The sequence below is a fragment of the Streptomyces lycii genome, from assembly GCF_009735685.1.
Classification (GTDB): domain Bacteria; phylum Actinomycetota; class Actinomycetes; order Streptomycetales; family Streptomycetaceae; genus Streptomyces; species Streptomyces lycii.
The window spans coordinates 1-18,827 of record NZ_WHPN01000280.1; the positions used below are offsets into that span (position 1 = coordinate 1).

Annotated in this window: 17 protein-coding genes; 12 read left to right on the forward strand and 5 right to left on the reverse strand. The window is 73.0% G+C overall.

The window, feature by feature from the left end; genetic code table 11:
- The coding region (locus tag GCU69_RS14680; protein WP_235978483.1) for a LacI family DNA-binding transcriptional regulator at positions 1-936 on the reverse strand (936 nt) is incomplete at its 3' end.
- 249 nt (positions 937-1,185) lie between these two features.
- On the opposite strand from GCU69_RS14680, the gene GCU69_RS14685 reads away from it, so the two are divergent.
- From GCU69_RS14685 to GCU69_RS14740, 12 genes are all read left to right on the forward strand, one after another.
- Positions 1,186-2,457: an MFS transporter gene (locus GCU69_RS14685; protein WP_098751057.1), complete on the forward strand. Its 1,272-nt coding sequence runs from the start codon at positions 1,186-1,188 to the stop codon at positions 2,455-2,457.
- 9 nt (positions 2,458-2,466) lie between these two features.
- A complete protein-coding gene (gene pafA, locus GCU69_RS14690) occupies positions 2,467-3,828 on the forward strand; it encodes a Pup--protein ligase (RefSeq protein ID WP_098751056.1) in 1,362 nt (453 codons plus the stop codon).
- A gap of 128 nt (positions 3,829-3,956) precedes the next feature.
- On the forward strand, positions 3,957-4,859 hold the full coding sequence (locus tag GCU69_RS14695) for an FKBP-type peptidyl-prolyl cis-trans isomerase (RefSeq protein WP_098751055.1): 903 nt from the start codon (positions 3,957-3,959) through the stop codon (positions 4,857-4,859).
- A gap of 61 nt (positions 4,860-4,920) precedes the next feature.
- Positions 4,921-5,295, forward strand: a complete 375-nt coding sequence (locus GCU69_RS14700; RefSeq protein WP_098751054.1) for an FKBP-type peptidyl-prolyl cis-trans isomerase — start codon at positions 4,921-4,923, stop codon at positions 5,293-5,295.
- Positions 5,296-5,437: 142 nt separating this feature from the next.
- Complete coding sequence (locus tag GCU69_RS14705; protein WP_098751053.1) at positions 5,438-6,388, forward strand: helix-turn-helix transcriptional regulator; 951 nt, start codon at positions 5,438-5,440, stop codon at positions 6,386-6,388.
- A gap of 43 nt (positions 6,389-6,431) precedes the next feature.
- The gene (locus tag GCU69_RS14710; protein ID WP_098751052.1) at positions 6,432-7,394 is read left to right on the forward strand and encodes a helix-turn-helix transcriptional regulator; all 963 of its coding nucleotides are present in this window, start codon (positions 6,432-6,434) and stop codon (positions 7,392-7,394) included.
- Positions 7,395-7,411: 17 nt separating this feature from the next.
- Positions 7,412-7,651 carry a hypothetical protein gene (locus GCU69_RS14715; protein ID WP_098751051.1) on the forward strand — a complete coding sequence of 80 codons (240 nt, stop codon included), beginning with the start codon at positions 7,412-7,414 and terminating at the stop codon, positions 7,649-7,651.
- Positions 7,652-7,754: 103 nt separating this feature from the next.
- Entirely contained in the window at positions 7,755-7,964 is a 210-nt protein-coding gene (locus GCU69_RS14720; protein ID WP_098751050.1) for a hypothetical protein, read from the forward strand.
- 436 nt (positions 7,965-8,400) lie between these two features.
- Positions 8,401-8,691: a Sec-independent protein translocase subunit TatA gene (gene tatA / locus GCU69_RS14725; protein WP_098751049.1), complete on the forward strand. Its 291-nt coding sequence runs from the start codon at positions 8,401-8,403 to the stop codon at positions 8,689-8,691.
- A 62-nt stretch (positions 8,692-8,753) separates the two neighbouring features.
- Complete coding sequence (gene tatC, locus GCU69_RS14730; protein ID WP_098751048.1) at positions 8,754-9,716, forward strand: twin-arginine translocase subunit TatC; 963 nt, start codon at positions 8,754-8,756, stop codon at positions 9,714-9,716.
- A 70-nt stretch (positions 9,717-9,786) separates the two neighbouring features.
- On the forward strand, positions 9,787-10,677 hold the full coding sequence (locus GCU69_RS14735) for a diacylglycerol kinase (RefSeq protein ID WP_156206304.1): 891 nt from the start codon (positions 9,787-9,789) through the stop codon (positions 10,675-10,677).
- Positions 10,678-10,792: 115 nt separating this feature from the next.
- Positions 10,793-13,618, forward strand: coding sequence for a DEAD/DEAH box helicase (locus GCU69_RS14740; protein ID WP_098751069.1), 2,826 nt, complete (start codon positions 10,793-10,795; stop codon positions 13,616-13,618).
- Positions 13,619-14,114: 496 nt separating this feature from the next.
- On the opposite strand, the gene GCU69_RS14745 is transcribed toward GCU69_RS14740, so the two are convergent.
- The 4 genes from GCU69_RS14745 to eat form a co-directional block, all read right to left on the reverse strand.
- Positions 14,115-14,969, reverse strand: a complete 855-nt coding sequence (locus GCU69_RS14745; RefSeq protein ID WP_098751046.1) for a siderophore-interacting protein — start codon at positions 14,967-14,969, stop codon at positions 14,115-14,117.
- A 323-nt stretch (positions 14,970-15,292) separates the two neighbouring features.
- On the reverse strand, positions 15,293-16,222 hold the full coding sequence (locus GCU69_RS14750; protein ID WP_170315852.1) for a 5'-3' exonuclease: 930 nt from the start codon (positions 16,220-16,222) through the stop codon (positions 15,293-15,295).
- A gap of 169 nt (positions 16,223-16,391) precedes the next feature.
- Positions 16,392-17,099: a gamma-glutamyl-gamma-aminobutyrate hydrolase family protein gene (locus GCU69_RS14755; protein ID WP_408055806.1), complete on the reverse strand. Its 708-nt coding sequence runs from the start codon at positions 17,097-17,099 to the stop codon at positions 16,392-16,394.
- A 23-nt stretch (positions 17,100-17,122) separates the two neighbouring features.
- Entirely contained in the window at positions 17,123-18,604 is a 1,482-nt protein-coding gene (gene eat, locus GCU69_RS14760) for an ethanolamine permease (protein WP_098751043.1), read from the reverse strand.
- Positions 18,605-18,827: the final 223 nt, after the last annotated feature.

Genomic DNA, 18,827 nt, shown 5'->3' on the forward strand with positions numbered 1-18,827 from the left:
CGGCACCAGGAGCACCGGGAGCGGTGCCGTGTCCGGGACCCGGCCGTCCAGGGCGTCCAGCAGCGCCGTCATGCCGCGGGCGCCGACGGCCTCGGCCGGCAGCCGGACGGTGGTCAGCTCCGGATCGACCGCCGTCGCGAGCGCCAGATCGTCGAACCCCGTGACCGACACGTCCTCCGGCACCCGGAGGCCCAGCCCGCGGGCCGCCTTGCAGGCCCCGGCGGCGAGCAGATCGTCGTCGCAGACCAGGGCCGTCGGCCGCCGCTCCGCCGCCACCCTCAGCACCCGCTCCGCCGCCCGGCGCCCCGCCTCCACCTCGAGCGCGGCGCTCTCCCGGGCCAGCGCCGGGCCCGGCACGGCCGCGACGGCGCGGGTGAGCGCCCCGGCCCGCTCGCGGAAGGTCCAGGAGTCGACGGCCGCCGCCAGATGGGCGAAGCGGCGGTGGCCCAGGGCCAGCAGATGCCGGGCGACCTGCCGCATGCCGTCGGCGATGTCGAGGTTGACCGTGGCTGCCGTGCCGGTGCCGGCGCGCGGGTCGCTGTCCAGCATGACGAGGGGCAGCCCGCCGCCCCGCATGCCGCTCAGGGTGTCAGCGGCCATCGAGGAGGCGATCACCCCGTCGAGCGCGGCCCGGGCCGAGTCGAACGGATCAAGGGCCGGTCCGGTGCCGACCGGTGAGGGGTAGAGGACCACGCCGAAGCCGTGTTCGGCGGCGACCCCGTTGGCGCCGGTGTAGACCCGGGCGAAGAACTCGCTGGTGAGCGCGGGCACCACGAGAAGCGCGGTCCGGGTCCGGCCGAGCCGCAGATTCCGGGCCGCCAGATTCGGCCGGTAGCCGAGCTCCCTGGCGGCCTCCCGTACCGTCCCGGCGGTGCGTTCCGAGACCCGGCCGCGCCACTTGTCGCCGAGCACGAGCGAGACGGTGGCCTGGGACACACCCGCCGCGCGGGCGACGTCCCGGCTGGTGGTCCGGCCTCCCGCGGAGCGGGCAGGAGCCGGTGTGCCGCCCGCTCCCGGCCGGCCGCTGTCCGTGCTCGCCACCGGTCACCTCCGTCGCAGTCCGCCCGGTCCCGTGGCGGGAACGGCCCGGTGGACCGGCGGACTCCGGTCATGGTACGTATGGCTTATCAGGTTATACGTAAAACCTGTGAGCATGCCTCCATCAGTAGCACCGGGAAGGTTTCCATGGCCGCGGGATACGCCGAACTGCTGCGCACCCGGCATGCGGCCCGGCTGCTGCTGGGCACCCTCGTCGGGCGGCTGCCGAACGCCACCGCCCATGTGGCGATCGTGCTCTTCGTCCGCTCCGAGGGCGGCAGCTACAGCCTCGCGGGCGTGCTGGCCGCGGTGTACGGACTGGCGACCGCGGCGGGGCAGCCGCTGCTGGGCCGGGCCGCCGATCTGTACGGCCAGCCCCGCGTGATGCTTCCGGGTGCCCTGCTGTCGGCCGCCGGGATGGGGCTGTTCGCCTTCACCGGGCTGGACCCGCTCCCCGTCGCGTATGCCGCGGTGCTCGTCGCGGGCCTCAGTACCCCGCCGCTGGAAGGCGGACTGCGGGCGCTGTGGCCCGGTGTGGTCGGGCGCCAGGACCGGGTGCACACGGCCTACGCGCTGGACGCGGTGGCCCAGGAGATCATCTTCACGGTGGGCCCGATCCTCGTGACGCTGTCGGTGGTCCTCTGGTCGGAGGCCGCCGCGCTGCTCGCCATCAACGCGCTCGGGGTGCTCGGCGCGCTCTCGGTCGTCGTCTCCCGGCCGTCCCGCGACTGGCGTTCGGCGCCGCGCGAGGCGCACTGGCTCGGCGCGCTGCGCTCGCCCGGGCTGCTGGCCCTCCTCGGCGCCTTCTTCTTCGTCGGGACGGCGCTCGGCTCCATCACCGTCGCCGCCGTCGCGTACTCCGACGACAACGGCGGCGACACCGTCTACGGCCTGCTGATGTCGGCCATCGGGCTCGGCGCGCTGATCGGCGGTGTCGTCTACGGCGCCCGGCAGTGGGCCGGGGAGCCCGAACGCCGGCTGCGGGTGCTCACCGGCTTCCTCGCCGCCGGATATCTGCCACTGGCGCTCGTCCCGGGCGTGGCGCCGATGACCGCCCTCGCGGTGCTGGCCGGATTGTTCCTCGCACCGGCGCTGGCCTGCGCCTTCATCGTGGTCGACCGGCACGCCCCGCGGGGCACGGTCACGGAGGCGTTCTCCTGGCTGGTGACGACCTTCGGCGTCGGCGCCGCCGCCGGAACGGCCCTCGCGGGACCCGCCGTCGAGGCGGGCGGCGTGCGCGCCGGGTTCGCCGTCGCGGGACTGAGCGGTTTCGCCGCGCTGCTGGTGCTGATCGCGACCCGGAACGTCCTCGCAGCTCCCGGCGGGGGCACCGAATCGGGGCCGGTGGTTGAAACCCGTGGGGAAAATGATCGGAACGGTGCCGCCGAACCCGGTTTCAGAGCAGGCCGTCAGGCGTAATGTTCAGTCATGGACCGCCGCATTTTCGGGCTGGAGAACGAGTACGGCGTCACGTGCACGTTCAGGGGACAGCGCCGACTGTCTCCTGACGAAGTGGCGCGCTACCTCTTCCGCCGTGTCGTTTCCTGGGGCCGCAGCAGCAACGTGTTCCTGCGCAACGGCGCCCGCCTCTACCTCGACGTGGGTTCGCACCCGGAATACGCAACTCCCGAGTGCGACAGCGTGACCGAACTGGTCACCCACGACAAGGCGGGCGAGCGCATTCTCGAAGGCCTGCTCGTCGACGCCGAACGCCGCCTGCACGAGGAGGGCATCGCGGGCGACGTCTACCTCTTCAAGAACAACACCGACTCGGCGGGAAACTCCTACGGCTGTCACGAGAACTACCTCGTGGCCCGGCACGGGGAGTTCTCCCGGCTCGCGGACATCCTCATCCCGTTCCTCGTCACCCGCCAGCTGATCTGCGGGGCGGGCAAGGTGCTGCAGACGCCGCGAGGCGCCGTCTACTGCGTCAGCCAGCGTGCCGAGCACATCTGGGAGGGTGTGAGCTCGGCGACCACCCGGTCCCGGCCGATCATCAACACCCGGGACGAGCCGCACGCCGACGCCGAGCGCTACCGCCGGCTCCACGTGATCGTCGGCGACTCCAACATGTCGGAGACGACCATGCTGCTCAAGGTCGGCGCCACCGACCTCGTGCTGCGCATGATCGAGGCCGGCACCGTCATGCGGGACCTCACCCTGGAGAACCCGATCCGGGCCATCCGCGAGGTCAGCCACGACATGACCGGCCAGCGCAAGGTCCGGCTCGCCAGCGGCCGGGAGGCCTCCGCGCTGGAGGTCCAGCAGGAGTACTACGAGAAGGCCGTGGACTTCTGCGAGCGCCGGGGCATCCGCACCGGCACCGTCGAGCGGGTGCTGGAGCTGTGGGGCCGGTCGCTGGAGGCCATCCGCGACCAGGAGCTCGACCGGATCGGCACCGAGATCGACTGGGTGATGAAATACCAGCTCCTGGAGCGCTACCGCTCCCGGAACAACATCACCATGTCGCACCCCCGGGTCGCCCAGATAGACCTCGCCTACCACGACATCCACCGCCGCCGCGGGCTCTACTACCTCCTGGAACGCAAGGGCCAGGCCGCCCGCGTCTGCAACGACCTCAAGATCTTCGAGGGCAAGTCGGTGCCCCCGCAGACCACCCGTGCCCGGCTCCGCGGCGACTTCATCCGCCGCGCCCAGGAGCAGCGCCGGGACTTCACGGTCGACTGGGTGCATCTCAAGCTGAACGACCAGGCGCAGCGGACCGTGCTGTGCAAGGACCCGTTCCGGGCCGTCGACGACAGGGTGGAGAAGCTGATCGCAGGAATGTGACGCGGGCATGCTGCCCTGACCAGCGGTGGAGAAACCCGTGGAGCGGGTTTCTCCACCGCTTATGTGTGCGTGGTTAGAGTGGCCCCATCCGTTTGTTGACCGACCGCTGCCCCCCTCGAGGAATCAACGTGCGCCGAATCGCGGCCCTGCTGGCCGTCCCCCTGCTGTTCGTATCCGTCGCGGCCTGTGGCGGTGAGGACGAATCGTCCGCAAAGGCCGACGGAGTACCGGCCGTCTCCGGCGACGACGGCAAGAAGCCCAAGGTCGCCAAGGGAGAGGGTGACCCGCCCAAGGATCTGGAAGTCAAGGTCCTCAAGGAGGGCGACGGGGCCGAGGTGAAGAAGGGCGACGCCCTGAACGCCCACTACCTGGGTCAGACCTGGGAGGGCGAGGTCTTCGACAACAGCTACGACAAGGGCGCCCCCGCCACCTTCCCGATCGGTGTCGGCAAGGTCATCAAGGGCTGGGACGAGGGCCTCGTCGGCCAGAAGCTCGGCAGCCGCGTCGAGCTGGTCATCCCGCCGGAGAAGGGCTACGGGGACCAGAAGCAGGAGAAGATCCCCGCCAACTCCACGCTCGTCTTCGTGGTCGACCTCAAGAAGATCATGCCGACCGAGCCCGAGGGCGAGAAGGTCGCGCAGAAGGACGCCGACCTGCCGAAGGTGGGCACCAACACCGACGGCAAGGCGCCGAAGGTGACCATCCCCAAGGGCAAGGACGCGCCCGACAAGGTCGTCAGCGCGCCGATCATCCGCGGCACGGGCAAGGAGGTGGGCGAGAAGGACACGATCAACGCCCACTACGGCCTGACGCTGTGGAAGGACGGCAAGCCGGGCGGTGACACCTGGGCGCAGGGCGCCTCGGTGGACGTGCCCATCGCGCAGATGCCCGGCTGGAAGGAAGGCCTCAAGGGCCAGAAGGCCGGCAGCCGCGTCATGGTCGTCGTCCCGGAGGACGAGCTGACCAAGGAGCAGCGCAAGCAGATCAAGTCCGACCTGGTCTTCGTCGTCGACATCCTGGCCATCAGCTGATCAGCGCTCCGCGGGACTGTTACGGTTTCGCCGACAGAAATTCTCTTGTAGGAGCACTTCAGTGAGCATCGACAAGCCCGAGGTCGACTTCCCGGGCGGCGAACCGCCGGCAGACCTGGAGATCAAGGACATCTGGGAGGGCGACGGTCCCGTCGCCAAGGCCGGGGACACCGTCTCCGTCCACTACGTGGGTGTCGCCTTCAGCACCGGCGAGGAGTTCGACGCGAGCTGGAACCGCGGCACTCCGCTGCAGTTCCAGCTGGGTGTCGGCCAGGTCATCACCGGCTGGGACCAGGGCGTCCAGGGCATGAAGGTCGGCGGCCGCCGCCAGCTGACCATCCCCGCGCACCTCGCGTACGGCGACCGCGGCGCCGGCGGCGGCCGGATCAAGCCGGGCGAAACCCTGATCTTCGTCTGCGACCTCGTCTCGGTCTGAGACGGGGCGGCAGCGCCGGCCGCGGGGCCGGGAGCGCCAACGGGCCGAGGGCCCATGCCGGCGGGCATGGGCCCTCGGCTTTTGTCACCGACACCGGGACCGGTACGGTCATCGGTCGGGAGAACAACGAGAAAGGGCGTCGATGGCGATTGCCAAGGCCGAGCGGCTGATGAATCTGGCGCTGTGCCTGCTGGGCACCCGGCGCCCGCTCAGCAAGCGCGAGCTCCGGGGATCGATCGAGGCCTACATCGAGGCCGGGACCGACGACTCCTTCAACCGCATGTTCGAGCGGGACAAGGACGACCTGCGGGAACTCGGCCTCGTCATCGAGACGGTGGAGAACCTCGACGGCGACATCGGTTACCTCGCCCGCCGCGACAGCAACCGCCTCCCGCCCGTCGAACTCGACGCTGAGGAGGCCGCCGCGCTGGGCCTCGCCGCGAAGGTGTGGCAGCAGGCCCGGCTCGCGGGAGCGGCCAGCGGCGCACTCCAGAAGCTGCGCGCCGCCGGCATGCCGCTCGCCGACGACCCGTACGACCACAGCGCCCTGGAGCCGAGGATCCCGGCGCACGAGGCCGCGTTCGAGCCGCTGATGCTCGCCTGTCGTGACCGCCGCCCGGTCACCTTCGAGTACCGCAAGGCCAACGCCGCCCGCCCGGAGACCCGGCATGTCGAGCCGTGGATACTCGAGTGCTGCCGCGGCCACTGGTATCTCGCGGGCTGGGACCGTGAGCGGCGGGCGGAGCGGGTCTTCCGGCTCTCCCGGATCACCGGCCGGGTCCGCTCCCGGTCCGCCGCCTTCACCGCCGACGTCCCCGACCACGTCACGGTCCGCGAGACCGTGGAGCGGTGGGCGGGCGAGATCGCCACGAGCACCGCCCGGATCCGGCTGCGCACGGGTGCGGGCTATCCGCTGCGCGCCCGCGCCACCGCCGTGCAGCCCGCGGCGGACGGCTGGGACGAGCTGGAGATCCCGTACGGGCACGGGCTCGACGCCTGGCTGGTGGAGTTCGGCCCGGACGTCGTCGTGCTCGAGCCCGCCGAGCTGCGGGCCGATGTGCTGGAGCGGCTGCGCGCCGTGGCCAAGGGCTGACCGGACGAGAGCCCGACGAGAAACGAGACGCGGAAGACTGCTGATGGCCACCAACGCGATCGACCAGACCCGGCGGATGCTCTCCCTGGTGACGTACCTGCGCGAGCGCCCCGGCGCCCGGGTCGGCGACGTCGCGCGGGCCTTCGGCATCACCGAGGACGAACTCATCGCCGACCTCGACGTGCTCCCGCTGTGCGGCACCAGCTTCCGGGGCGGCGACCTGCTCGACATCGACACCGACGGCGACCGCATCTGGTGGCGCAACCCCGACGCCGTCGGCAGCAGCACCGGCGCGCCGCTGCGGCTCGCCGCGGACGAGGCCACCGCGCTGCTCGTCGCCGCCCGCGCCGTCGCGACGCTGCCGGGGCTGCGGGAGAGCGACCGGCAGGCGCTGCTGCGCGCCACCGCCAAGCTGGAGGCGGCCGCGGGCGAGGTGGCGGGCGCCAGCTCCCGGCTCTCGGTGACCTTCGAGTCCGAGGGCGGCGTCTTCGCGGACGTCGACCGGGCGATCGCCGAGCGGCGCCGGCTGTGGCTGCGCTACTACTCGCCCGCCCGGGACCAGCTCACCGAGCGCGAGGTCGACCCGATCCGGCTGTTCGCCGTCGGCCACACGTACATGGAGGCGTGGTGCCGCCTCTCCGAGGCCCGGCGCACCTTCCGGCTGGACCGGGTCGCGGAGATCCGGCTGCTGGACGACCCGGCGGAACCGCCCGAGCTGGAGCTGCGGGACCTCTCGGAGGGGCTCGTGCAGCCGTCCGCGGAGGACCCCGAGGTGGTCGTCGAGGTCGGTCCCGGCGGGCGCTGGGTCGCCGAGTACTACCCCCACGACAGCGCCGAGGAGCGGCCCGACGGCGGCCTGCGGATCACGCTGCGCACCCCCGACCCGGCCAGCCTGCGGCGGCTCGCGCTGCGGCTCGGCGGGGACGGCCGGATCGTCTCCCCGCCGGAGCTCGCGGACAGCGCGCGGCGGGCGGCGGGCGAGGCCCTGGCGGCCTACGGCGAGTGAAGGGACGGCCAGGGACGATGACGGACGCCGCACCTCCCGAGGTGCTCTTCAAGGCCGCCTGCCCGGAGTGCCGCGGCCGGTTCGAGCTGTCCTCGGACGCGATCCGGCTCGCGATCGGGGCGAGCCCGAGGACGACGTTCTACTCCTTCACCTGCCCCGACTGCGGGGCGCAGGTCCGCAAGCCCGCGGGGGAGCGGATCGTGGAGCTGCTGACGGGCGGCGGTGTGAGCACGCTGCGGCTGCACTCGGCGCTCTAGCCCGGCCGCGCGCCGTCCGGGCCGGAACACCGGCCGCCCACACACGGCCCGGCCGCCGCCCCGCCGTGTCCCGCCGCCGCAGCGGCTCCCTTAGGCTCGTCCCATGCTCTGGCCCATGCTCGCCGTCGCCCTCGCCTTCTGCGGAATCGCCGTCCTGGCCGTCTTCGCCGTACGGGTCCACACCGAGGTCCGCAGGCTCGCCCGGCAGGTCGCCGAGACCTCGCTGCGGATCGAGCGGGCCGTCGAGGACCTGGAGCGCGCCGCGTCACCGCTCGCGGCGCGGGCCGGAGGCGCGGGCACTGAACAGCACTGACCGGCACCACCGGCACCACCGGCGCTGACCGGCACTGTTCCCTGCCGCCCGGGACCGACCGCGGTCGACCGGAACCGTCCGAGACCGGCCGGGGATGACCGGAACTGCTCCGGTGGTGACCGGGACTGTGCTGGGATCCGACCGGTGCGGCCCGACCGGAACGCACCGGTCCGGGCCCGTTCCGCCGGGCCGTCCGCCGTGCCGGAACGGCGCGGAAGGCCGGACTCCCCCTACCAGGTCCCGACTTCCCGGGGGTACTCTGCAGCGACGGGACCCGACGGACGGGGAGCCGGGCCGTCAAGCGGGAGTACGCGCGGGGATTGCCCGGAGTTCATCCCTTCGCGTTACGATCGCTGCGAGCACGACGGCGGTCGGGCGGGTTTCCGCCCGGTCGCGCAGCCCCACACATGCCGCCTCGGTGAGAAGGTAAACGCTTATGTTCGGAAAGATCGGCGCTCCCGAGATCATTCTCATCCTGGTCGTCGTCATCCTGCTGTTCGGCGCGAAGAAGCTGCCGGACATGGCCCGCTCCCTGGGCAAGTCGGCCCGCATCCTCAAGAGCGAGGCCAAGGCCATGAAGTCCGAGGGCAAGCAGACGGACTCCGCCCCGGCGGACCCGCCGGCCGACCAGACGGGCAGTGCTCACCGCACGATCCAGGCGGCTCCCGGCGACGTGACCAGCTCGCGCCCGGTGAACGAGCCGAGCGACCACACGCCGCAGCGCTGACCGGAGCCGACCAGGCAGCCGCGAGCGCCGCGAACGCCTGCCGCACGAGATGAGGACGTGGGTTGCTCAAGTCTGCCCGCACTAAAGAGGAGAAGGATCCCGAGGGCCGGATGCCCCTCGCGGATCACTTGCGCGAGCTGCGGAACCGGCTCACCAAGTCGCTGCTGGCGATCATGGTCTTCACCGTGGCCGCCGCCTTCTTCTACAACGAGATCATCGAGTTCTTCACCCAGCCGGTGCTGGACTCGGTCGGCTGCGACGCGTCCTTCTCCGAGCTGGCGATGAAGGGCGACGGCGAGAGCTGCGCGCGGATCACGATCAACGGCCTGATCGCGCCGTTCACCCTCGCCCTCAAGGTCTCCCTGATGGCCGGTGTCGTGCTGGCCTGCCCGTTCTGGCTGTATCAGCTGTGGGCCTTCCTCGCTCCCGGGCTGCATCGCGAGGAGAAGAAGTACGCGCTCTCCTTCGTCGGCGCCGGTTTCCCGCTCTTCCTCGGCGGCGGCTTCTTCGCCTACCTCGTGCTGCCGACGACGGCGAAGGTCCTGATCGAGTTCACGCCCTTCGGCGTCGACAACCTGCTGCCGCTGGACGAACTGCTCGACCTGGTGACCCGCATGGTCATCGTCTTCGGGCTCTCCTTCGAACTGCCGCTGCTGCTGGTCATGCTCAACCTCGGCGGTGTGATCACCGGCAAGCGGATGCTCGGCTGGTGGCGCGGCATGATCATGGGCATCACGCTGTTCGCGGCCATCGCCACCCCGAGCACCGACCCGCTCACGATGCTCGCGCTCGCCGTGCCGATCTGGGTGCTGTACTTCACGGCCGTGCTGGTCTCGCTCGCCAACGACCGCCGGCGGCGGGCCCGCGAGGCGGCCGGACCGGCCCCGGACGAGGCATCCGACCTCGACCTGACCCCGGAGGACATCGGCGAGGTCGAGGCGGTCGCGCCCGGCCGTCCCGCGCTCCCCGAGCAGGCCGACCAGGGAAGTCCGCGCAAGCTGAACGGTTACGAGGACGCCACCTGACCTTGTAAGGTCGCCCCGAACCTCGTTCCCGGGGGTAACCCACCCCCGGCCGCGTGCTCCGGGGACCCCTGTGACCTGCGACATCACCCTCTTCGTCAATCCCACCGCCGGCCGTGGCCGCGGAGCGCGCGCCGCCCAGCCGGCCGCCGCCGCCCTGCGCGCCGCCGGACACTCCGTGCGGACCGTCCTCGGCACCGACGCCGACGACGCCGTGGACCGGGCCCGGGAGGCCGTCCGCGCGGGGACGGGAGCGCTCGTGGCGGTCGGCGGCGACGGCATGGTGTCGCTGGCCCTCCGGGCCGTCGCCGGTACGGACGTCCCGCTCGGCGTCGTGGCGGTCGGCACCGGCAACGACTTCGCCCGCGCCCACGGCCTCCCCGTCCGCGACCCGGCCGCCGCCGGACGGGCCGCCGCCGCGGCGCTCAAGGAGCACGGCGGACGCCCGGTCGACCTGGGTCGGGCGGGGGAGCGGTGGTTCGGGACCGTGCTGGCCTCCGGCTTCGACTCCCGGGTCAACGACCGCGGCAACCGGCTGCGTTGGCCGGCCGGGCGTTTCCGGTACGACGTCGCGCTGCTCGCCGAACTGGCCGCGCTGCGCCCCGTTCCGTACCGTATCGGCCTCGACGGGGCGCCGCCCGAGGAGGTCGAGGCGACGCTCGTCGCGGTCGGCAACGGGCCCTCGTACGGCGGCGGCATGCGGATCTGCGCGGGGGCGCGCTGCGACGACGGGCTGTTCGACATCACGGTGGTCGGCCCGTGCAGCCGCCGGACCCTGCTCCGGGTCTTCCCCCGGGTCTACAGGGGGACGCATCTGACGCACCCCGCGGTCACCGTGCACCGGGTGCGCAGCGTGACCCTGGAGGCCGCCGGGATCACCGCGTACGCCGACGGGGAGCCGCTGGGCCCGCTGCCGCTCACCGCGGAGACGGTGCCCGGGGCGGTCCGGCTGCTGGTGCCCTGATCCCGCGGGCCGCCCGCCGGATCGGCCCCGGAGGCGGCCCGGAGGCGGCCGTCCCGGGCGCGGAAGGAAAAGATCGCGTGCTGTGTCCGAGGCGGCCGGTAGGCTCGTAGACACGATGACCGACGACATGTCCCCAGCTGAGCGCTACGCCGCCGCCCGGACGCGGGCGGCCGAGCAGGCCACCGCGCTCGCCCCTTTCCGTGAGATGTACGACTTCGAGCTGGACGAGTTCCAGCTGGAGGCCTGCCGGGCCCTGGAGGCCGGCAGTGGAGTCCTGGTCGCGGCCCCCACCGGGTCCGGCAAGACCATCGTCGGCGAGTTCGCCGTCCACCTGGCCCTGTCCCAGGGCCGCAAGTGCTTCTACACGACGCCGATCAAGGCGCTGTCCAACCAGAAGTACAACGACCTGGCCAAGCGGTACGGCGCCGAGAAGGTCGGCCTGCTGACCGGCGACAACAGCGTCAACAGCGATGCCCCGGTGATCGTCATGACCACCGAGGTGCTGCGCAACATGCTCTATGCCGGCTCCCAGGCCCTGCTGGGACTGGGGTATGTCGTCATGGACGAGGTGCACTACCTCTCCGACCGTTTCCGCGGCGCGGTCTGGGAGGAGGTCATCATCCACCTCCCGGAGTCGGTGACCCTGGTCTCCCTGTCCGCGACCGTCTCCAACGCCGAGGAGTTCGGCGACTGGCTGGACACCGTGCGCGGCGACACCGAGGTGATCGTCTCCGAGCACCGGCCCGTGCCGCTCTGGCAGCATGTGCTGGCCGGCCGCCGGATGTACGACCTCTTCGAGGAGAAGAGCACACAGGGCGGGAAGCCGGGCGGCCGCCGCGAGGTCAATCCCGATCTGGTGCGGCTCGCCCGGATGGAGAACAGCCGCCCCACCGGCCCGCGGGACCGGCGGCGCGGCCGCAATCTGCGCGAGGCCGACCGCGAGCGGGAACGCCGCCAGCGCAGCCGGATCTGGACGCCCAGCCGGGTCGAGGTCATCGACCGGCTCGACGCCGAGGGCCTGCTCCCGGCGATCACGTTCATCTTCAGCCGCGCGGGCTGCGAGGCGGCCGTACAGCAGTGCCTCTACGCCGGTCTGCGGCTCAACGACGACGCCGCCCGGCAGCGGGTTCGGTCGATCGTCGAGGAGCGCACCGCCGCCATCCCCGACCAGGACCTGCACGTCCTCGGCTATTTCGAGTGGCTGGAGGGCCTGGAGCGGGGCATCGCGGCGCACCACGCGGGGATGCTCCCGACTTTCAAGGAGGTCGTCGAGGAGCTGTTCGTGCGCGGCCTGGTGAAGGCCGTCTTCGCCACCGAGACCCTGGCGCTCGGCATCAACATGCCCGCCCGCTCCGTGGTGCTGGAGAAGCTCGTCAAGTGGAACGGCGAGCAGCACGCCGACATCACCCCCGGCGAGTACACCCAGCTCACCGGCCGGGCCGGGCGGCGCGGCATCGACGTCGAGGGGCACGCGGTGGTGCTCTGGCAGCGCGCGATGAACCCGGAGGCGCTGGCCGGACTGGCCGGCACCCGCACCTATCCGCTGCGCTCCTCCTTCCGCCCCTCGTACAACATGGCGGTCAATCTGGTCTCGCAGTTCGGCCGGCACCGCTCCCGGGAGCTGCTGGAGACGTCGTTCGCCCAGTTCCAGGCCGACCGGGCGGTCGTCGGCATCTCCCGCCAGGTGCAGAAGAACGAGGAGGGATTGGACGGCTACCGCGAGTCCATGACCTGCCACCTCGGCGACTTCGAGGAGTATTCCCGGCTGCGGCGCGAGCTGAAGGACCGGGAGACCGAGCTGGCCAAGCAGGGCGCGGCGCAGCGCCGGGCCGCCGCCGCGGCGGCCCTGGAGAAGCTGAAGCCGGGCGATGTCATCCATGTCCCCACCGGCAAGTACGCCGGTCTCGCGCTGGTCCTGGACCCGGGCTTCGCGGCGGGCCGGGCCAACGCCCACCGCGGCTTCGACCACCACGACGGGCCGCGCCCGCTCGTCCTCACCGCCGAGCGGCAGGTCAAGCGACTCGCGCCGATCGACTTCCCGGTCCCCGTCGAGGCCCTGGAGCGGATGCGGGTGCCGAAGTCCTTCAACCCGCGCAGCCCGCAGTCACGCCGGGACCTGGCGTCCGCGCTGCGCACCAAGGCCGGGCACCTCACCCCCGAGCGGCACCGCAGGCCGCGCGCCGCCGCGGCCGACGACACCGAGATCGCCCGGCTGCGCGCCGAGATCCGCCGGCACCCGTGCCACGGCTGCTCGGACCGGGAGGACCACGCCCGCTGGGCGGAGCGCTATCACCGGCTGCGCCGTGACACCCGGCAGCTGGAGCGCCGTATCGAGGGCCGGACGAACACCATCGCCCGCACCTTCGACCGGGTCTACGCCCTGCTGTCGGACCTCGGCTATCTGCACGGCGACGAGGTCACCCAGGACGGCCGCCGGCTGGCCCGGCTGTACGGGGAGCTGGACCTGCTCGCCTCGGAGTGCCTGCGCGACCAGGTGTGGGACGAGCTGAAGCCGGCCGAACTGGCCGCCTGCGCCTCGGCGCTGGTCTACGAGGCCCGTTCCGCCGACGACGCGCTGCCGCCGAAGCTGCCGACCGGCCGGGCCCAGCAGGCGCTGGGCGAGATGGTCCGAATCTGGGGGCGGTTGGACGCCCTGGAGGAGCAGCACCGGATCAGCCAGACCGAGGGCGTCGGCCAGCGCGAGCCGGACCTCGGCTTCGCCTGGTCCGCCTACCGCTGGGCCTCCGGGCACAGCCTGGACGAGGTGCTGCGGGAAGTCGACATGCCCGCCGGGGACTTCGTCCGCTGGTGCAAGCAGGTGATCGACGTCCTGGGCCAGATCGCCGAGGCGGCCCCGGACCAGAGCCCGGTGCGGCGGAACGCCCGGCGGGCGGTCGACGGCATGCTCCGGGGCGTCGTGGCCTACTCCTCGGTGGGCTGACGGGCGGCCTCGGTGAGCTGACGGTGCCGAGCAGGCCGTACCCGCCCGCGGCCGGGAGGGGTGCTTCCCGGCCGCGGGCGGGTACGGCCTGCGTGGCACGGGTACGGCCTGCGTGGCACGGGTACGGCCTGCGTGGCACGGGTACGGCCTGCGTGGCACGGGTACGGTCTGCGTGGCACGGATACGGCCTGCTTGGCACGGGTACGGTCCGCGCCGCACGGTGCGGTCCGCGCCGCCGGGCTCGGGCCGCGCGCCGGGCGGCTGCCCGTCCGGTTCTCCCCGGCGGGACCGCCGACGTCCGCCGAGCCGCTGCGTGCGTCTGCACGAGGGCGAGGGGCGCCGCGGCACCGGTTTTCGGTGGCCGCAGGGCCGTGCGGGGCCGGGCGACGCGACCGGGCGGGCCGGGCCCGGGCCGGATCCGGCCGTCGCACCGGGCCGCGGCCCGGTGCCAGAATGCCGCGGGCCACCGTCGGCCGGGGAGCGTCGTCCGCGCGTCTCAGGAGGCAGCGGCGGCGGGGGCTTCCTGCTCGGCCTCGACCTGCTCGTTCCACTCGCGTTTGGCGGCCTGCCAGCCGTCCTCGTCGTGGCCGCTGCGCCAGTAGCCCGAGACGGACAGACGCTCGCGGGCGATTCCGCGCTCCACGCGGAGATGGCGGCGCAGCTCCTTCACGAAGCCCGCCTCGCCGTGCACGAAGGCGTGGACGTCGCCCCGCGGGAAGTCCAGCTCCCGGACGGCCGGGACGAGCAGGCTGCCGGGCCGGGCGCCGCCGCGGTGCAGCCAGACGAGCTGCGCCCCGGCCGGGAGTTCGAGCTTCTGCTCCTCCTCGGGGCCGGTGACCTCGACGTAGGCGCGGGCGGTGGCGTGCTCCGGCAGCTGTTCCAGGGAGGCTGCGATGGCGGGCAGCGCGCTCTCGTCGCCCGCGAGGAGGTGCCAGTCCGCGGCGGGGTCGGGCGCGTAGCCGCCGCCGGGGCCGAGGAACATGATCTCGTCGCCGGGCTCGGCGCGGGCGGCCCACGGTCCGGCCAGCCCGGTGTCGCCGTGCACGACGAAGTCGACGGTCAGTTCCCGGGCCCGCGGGTCCCAGGCTCGGACGGTGTACGTCCGGGTCCGCGGCCACTGGTCGCGGGGGAAGCCGGCCCGGATCTGTGAGATGTCGAAGGGCTCGGGGTAGCTGACGCCCTCCACCGGGAAGAGCAGCTTGATGTAGTGGTCGGTGTACTCCCCGGCGGTGAAGCCGTCGAGCCCGTCGCCGCCCAGGACGACGCGCGCCATGTGCGGTGCGGGCCATTCCGTACGGATCACCCGGGCCCGGGTGACCTGTGCTTTCCTGCGAGCCGGACGGTCCGCCACGGCGCCTCCCTGCGTCGATCCTGCTTAGGTAAGCCTAACCTATGGCCAACCTAACAGGTCGCGGCGGCGTACGCGCGTCACCGGGTGAGGGGGCGGCCCGGGACGGCGGCCCGGGCGACGCAGGAAGCACAACGGACCGGTCCCCTCTCGTCCGACGACACGCAGCGGACGGCGCGCAGCGGACAGCGCACCGCGGACAGCGCGCAGCGGACGGCGCGGAGCGGACGACGCGGAGCGGGCGGCGTCCGGCGACCGGTCCGCGTCGTCCGGGCGCCCGCCCGGCGTCCGCTCCTCGCCCCGGACCGGGCCTCGCGGCCGAGGGCCTAGCCGGGCAGCACCGCCAGCAGCCGCTGGAGTGAGCCGCCGAGCCCCCAGCGGTCCGCCAGGGCGGTCAGCCCGGCCGGGTCACGGGGCGCGCCCGGCAGCGCCGCGTCGAAGGAGGGGAGCGGGACGTCCGGGGCGACCCGCACCACGGTGGGCGCCACCGCCACGTACTCCCGGGCCTCGGCGAGCCGCTTGCGCTGGGAGGGCGTCAGCTTGGCCATGGGGTCGTCCAGGGCGGCCATGATCCCGTCGAGGTCGCCGAACTGGCCGAGCAGCTTGGCGGCGGTCTTCTCGCCGATGCCGGGCACGCCGGGCAGGCCGTCGCTCGGGTCCCCGCGCAGCAGCGCCAGCTCCGCGTAACCCGGGCCGTCCACGCCGTACTTCTCGCGCAGCGCCGCCTCGTCGACGAGCTGGAGGGTGCCGACGCCCTTGACCGGGTAGAGCACGCGGACGCCGCGCCGGTCGTCGACCAGCTGATAGAGGTCGCGGTCGCCCGTCACGATGTCCACCGGACCGGCGGCCCGCCCGGTCAGGGTGCCGATGACGTCGTCGGCCTCGTACCCGGCGACACCGATCCGGGCGATGCCGATCGCGTCCAGCACCTGCTCGATCACCGGGACCTGCGGGGAGAGCGTGTCCGGAATCTCCTCGGCGTCCGTGCCGTCCGGGACCTCCTCCGCCACCCGGTGGGCCTTGTAGGTGGGGATCAGCTCGACCCGCCAGGCGGGCCGCCAGTCGGCGTCCATGCAGGCGACCAGGTCGTCGGGCCGGTGGTCCTGGACGAGCCGGGCGATGAAGTCGAGCAGCCCGCGCACCGCGTTCACCGGGGTGCCGTCGGGCGCCCGGACCGAGTCGGGCACGCCGAAATACGCGCGGAAGTACAGGGAAGCGGTGTCGAGGAGCATCAGGCGTCGGGTCACACACCGCATGATGCCGCACGGCACCGACAGCCCGGCCGCAGGACCGCCGGGAGCCCGCGCGCGGCGGCGCGGACGTAAAACCGTTTGGGCGGGGCCCGCGCGGGGCGGGAGGATGGCGTACACACCGGGCGGCGGGCCGGTCGTCGCGGGGGTGCGACCGGCCGGCCGCCCGGCACCGTCAGCCGGCTGCCCGCACCAGGGCCTCCATCACCCGCAGGTCCTCCCCGGCCTCCGGGTGCCACTGCACCGCGAGGACGAAGCCCGCGGCGCCGGGCAGTTCCAGTGCCTCGGGGGTGCCGTCGTCGGCGTACGCGCTCACCACCAGCCCGTCCCCGAGCCGGTCGACCGCCTGGTGGTGGTAGGTGGGCACCTCCACGGCCTCCGGGACCGCCCGGGCCAGCAGGGTGTCCGGAACCGGCTTCACCGCGTGGCGGGCGAACACCCCGGTCGGCCCGGAGTGACCGCCGTGCCCGACGGTTTCCGGCAGATGCTGCACCAGGGTGCCGCCGAGGACGACGTTCAGCAGCTGCATGCCCCGGCAGATGGCCAGCAGCGGCGTGCCCGCCGCCAGCGCGGCCTCCAGCAGAGCGGACTCCCAGACGTCCCGCTCCCGGGCCGGCGGGCCGGTCATCGGATGCCGCTCGGCCCCGTAGCGGGCGGGGTCGACGTCGGGGCCGCCCGCGATGACCAGCCCGTCGAGCCGCGCGACCGCCGCGGCGGCGTGCTCGGGCGCGCCGGGCGGGAGCATGGCCGCCATGCCGCCCGAGCGCTGTACGAGACGGGGATAGCCGGCCGGCAGCAGGGCCGCGCTCTGCTCCCAGACGCCCCAGCGGGCCGTGCTCTCCAGATAGGTGCTGATGCCGACGAGCGGCGGGGAATCGGGCACGGTCGCAGTCCTCCGGTCGGTCATCAGTCGCGTCGCAGCTCGGCCTCGGCGGCCGCCAGGGCGGCGAACTCCTCCTCGGGCGCGGCCGCGACGAGCCGGTGCCGGCTGTAGAAGGCGAAGTAGGCCAGGGCGACGCCGTACACGCCGAGCGCGATGAAGGCGGCGTTCTTGTCCACCAGGAAGGTGGCCACGAGCGCGGAGCAGGCCAGCGCGAAGGCCACCGACGAGGTCGCGATGCCGCCCGGGGTGCGGTACGGCCGCGGCAGGTCCGGTTCGCGGCGCCGCAGCACGATGTGCGACAGCGACATCAGCGCGTACGAGATCGTCGCGCCGAACACCGCGACATTCAGCATGCGGGCGCCGTCCCCGGTCGCCGCCGCCAGTGAGAAGCCGATCGCGGCCGGCACCAGCAGCCCGAGGTACGGGGCCTTGCGACGGCTGGTCAGGGAGAGGAACCGGGGCAGATAACCGGCCCGGGACAGCGCGAACAGCTGCCGCGAACCGGCGTAGACGAGCGAGAAGAACGACGCCACCAGGCCCGCGAGCCCGGCGTAGTTCACGAACCGGCTGAGCGCGGTCGGCTCGCCGTCGCCCTGGAGCGCCTCCACCAGCGGATTGCCCGCGTCCTGTACGGCGGCGGAGCCGCGGGCCCCGGTCGCGGCCAGGAAGGTGAGCAGCGCGAGCAGCACCAGGATGCCCATCGCCAGCGCCATCGCCCTCGGCAGCGTACGGGCGGGGTCCCGGGCCTCCTCGGCCGCCAGCGGCACGCCCTCGATGCCGAGGAAGAACCACATGCCGAAGGGGAAGGCCGCCCAGATGCCGAGGAGGCCGTACGGCAGCCAGGAGTTGGAGCCGAAGGCCTCCGGGTCGGCCGGGATGTCGTTGAGCCCGCTCGCGTCGAACTCGGTGAAGGCGCCGACCGCGAAGATCAGCAGAGCGGCGACGGCGATGCCGGTGACGACGAAGCTGAACCGCAGCGCCTCGCCCACGCCCCACAGGTGGATGCCGGTGAAGACCGCGAAGCAGGCGAGTTGGAGCGGCCAGCCGGATTCCAGTCCGAAGAGGCCGAGGGACTCGACGTAGTCACCGATGAAGATCGAGATCGCGGCGGGCGCCAGGACGTACTCGATCAGGATGGCGGTACCGGTGAGGAAGCCGCCCCAGGTGCCGAGGGCCCGGCGGGCGAAGCCGTAGCCGCCGCCCGCCGTCGGCAGGACGGCGGCCAGCTCCGCGAGGGCGAACACCATGCAGGCGTACATGGCGCCCATCAGCAGCGCGGCGATGGCCAGACCGCCGAAACCGCCCTCGGCGAGCCCGAAGTTCCAGCCGGAGAAGTCACCGGAGACGACGTACGCGACGCCGAGCCCGGTCAGCAGCAGCCAGCCGGCGCTGCCCTGGCGCAGGGTGCGGCGTCGCAGATACGAGTCGCCGTCGCCGCCGTCCGCCGCACCCGGCGGAGGCGGGGCGGACGGTGCCGCGATGGGCGAATCGGTGCCGTCGGCCATGAACCGCTCCTACCGTGAGGGCAATGGTTTAATGGTTTAGCTGTACACCATTGCCCCGGCGCCCGGGGCGGCGCAAGGGCCGTGCGTCAAGCGGAGGTCGGCGAACCGGGGGACTTCGGTGCGGAAGCCGGGCCGGGTGGTGCTCTCCGCCGCGGGCCGGGCCGCGCGCGGCGCGAGTTCGTCCGCATCACTACCCGCCGGAGCCCGGCCGTATTCCTGCCTT

What these genes read in the sequence shown, in the direction of transcription:
- GCU69_RS14750 (WP_170315852.1), bottom strand. Translation starts at nt 16,222, where the DNA reads ATGCGGTGTGTGACCCGACGCCTGATGCTCCTCGACACCGCTTCCCTG.
- eat (WP_098751043.1), bottom strand. Translation starts at nt 18,604, where the DNA reads ATGGCCGACGGCACCGATTCGCCCATCGCGGCACCGTCCGCCCCGCCT.
- GCU69_RS14715 (WP_098751051.1), top strand. Translation starts at nt 7,412, where the DNA reads ATGACGGACGCCGCACCTCCCGAGGTGCTCTTCAAGGCCGCCTGCCCG.
- GCU69_RS14685 (WP_098751057.1), top strand. Translation starts at nt 1,186, where the DNA reads ATGGCCGCGGGATACGCCGAACTGCTGCGCACCCGGCATGCGGCCCGG.
- tatA (WP_098751049.1), top strand. Translation starts at nt 8,401, where the DNA reads ATGTTCGGAAAGATCGGCGCTCCCGAGATCATTCTCATCCTGGTCGTC.
- GCU69_RS14740 (WP_098751069.1), top strand. Translation starts at nt 10,793, where the DNA reads ATGACCGACGACATGTCCCCAGCTGAGCGCTACGCCGCCGCCCGGACG.
- GCU69_RS14705 (WP_098751053.1), top strand. Translation starts at nt 5,438, where the DNA reads ATGGCGATTGCCAAGGCCGAGCGGCTGATGAATCTGGCGCTGTGCCTG.
- GCU69_RS14720 (WP_098751050.1), top strand. Translation starts at nt 7,755, where the DNA reads ATGCTCTGGCCCATGCTCGCCGTCGCCCTCGCCTTCTGCGGAATCGCC.
- GCU69_RS14710 (WP_098751052.1), top strand. Translation starts at nt 6,432, where the DNA reads ATGGCCACCAACGCGATCGACCAGACCCGGCGGATGCTCTCCCTGGTG.
- pafA (WP_098751056.1), top strand. Translation starts at nt 2,467, where the DNA reads ATGGACCGCCGCATTTTCGGGCTGGAGAACGAGTACGGCGTCACGTGC.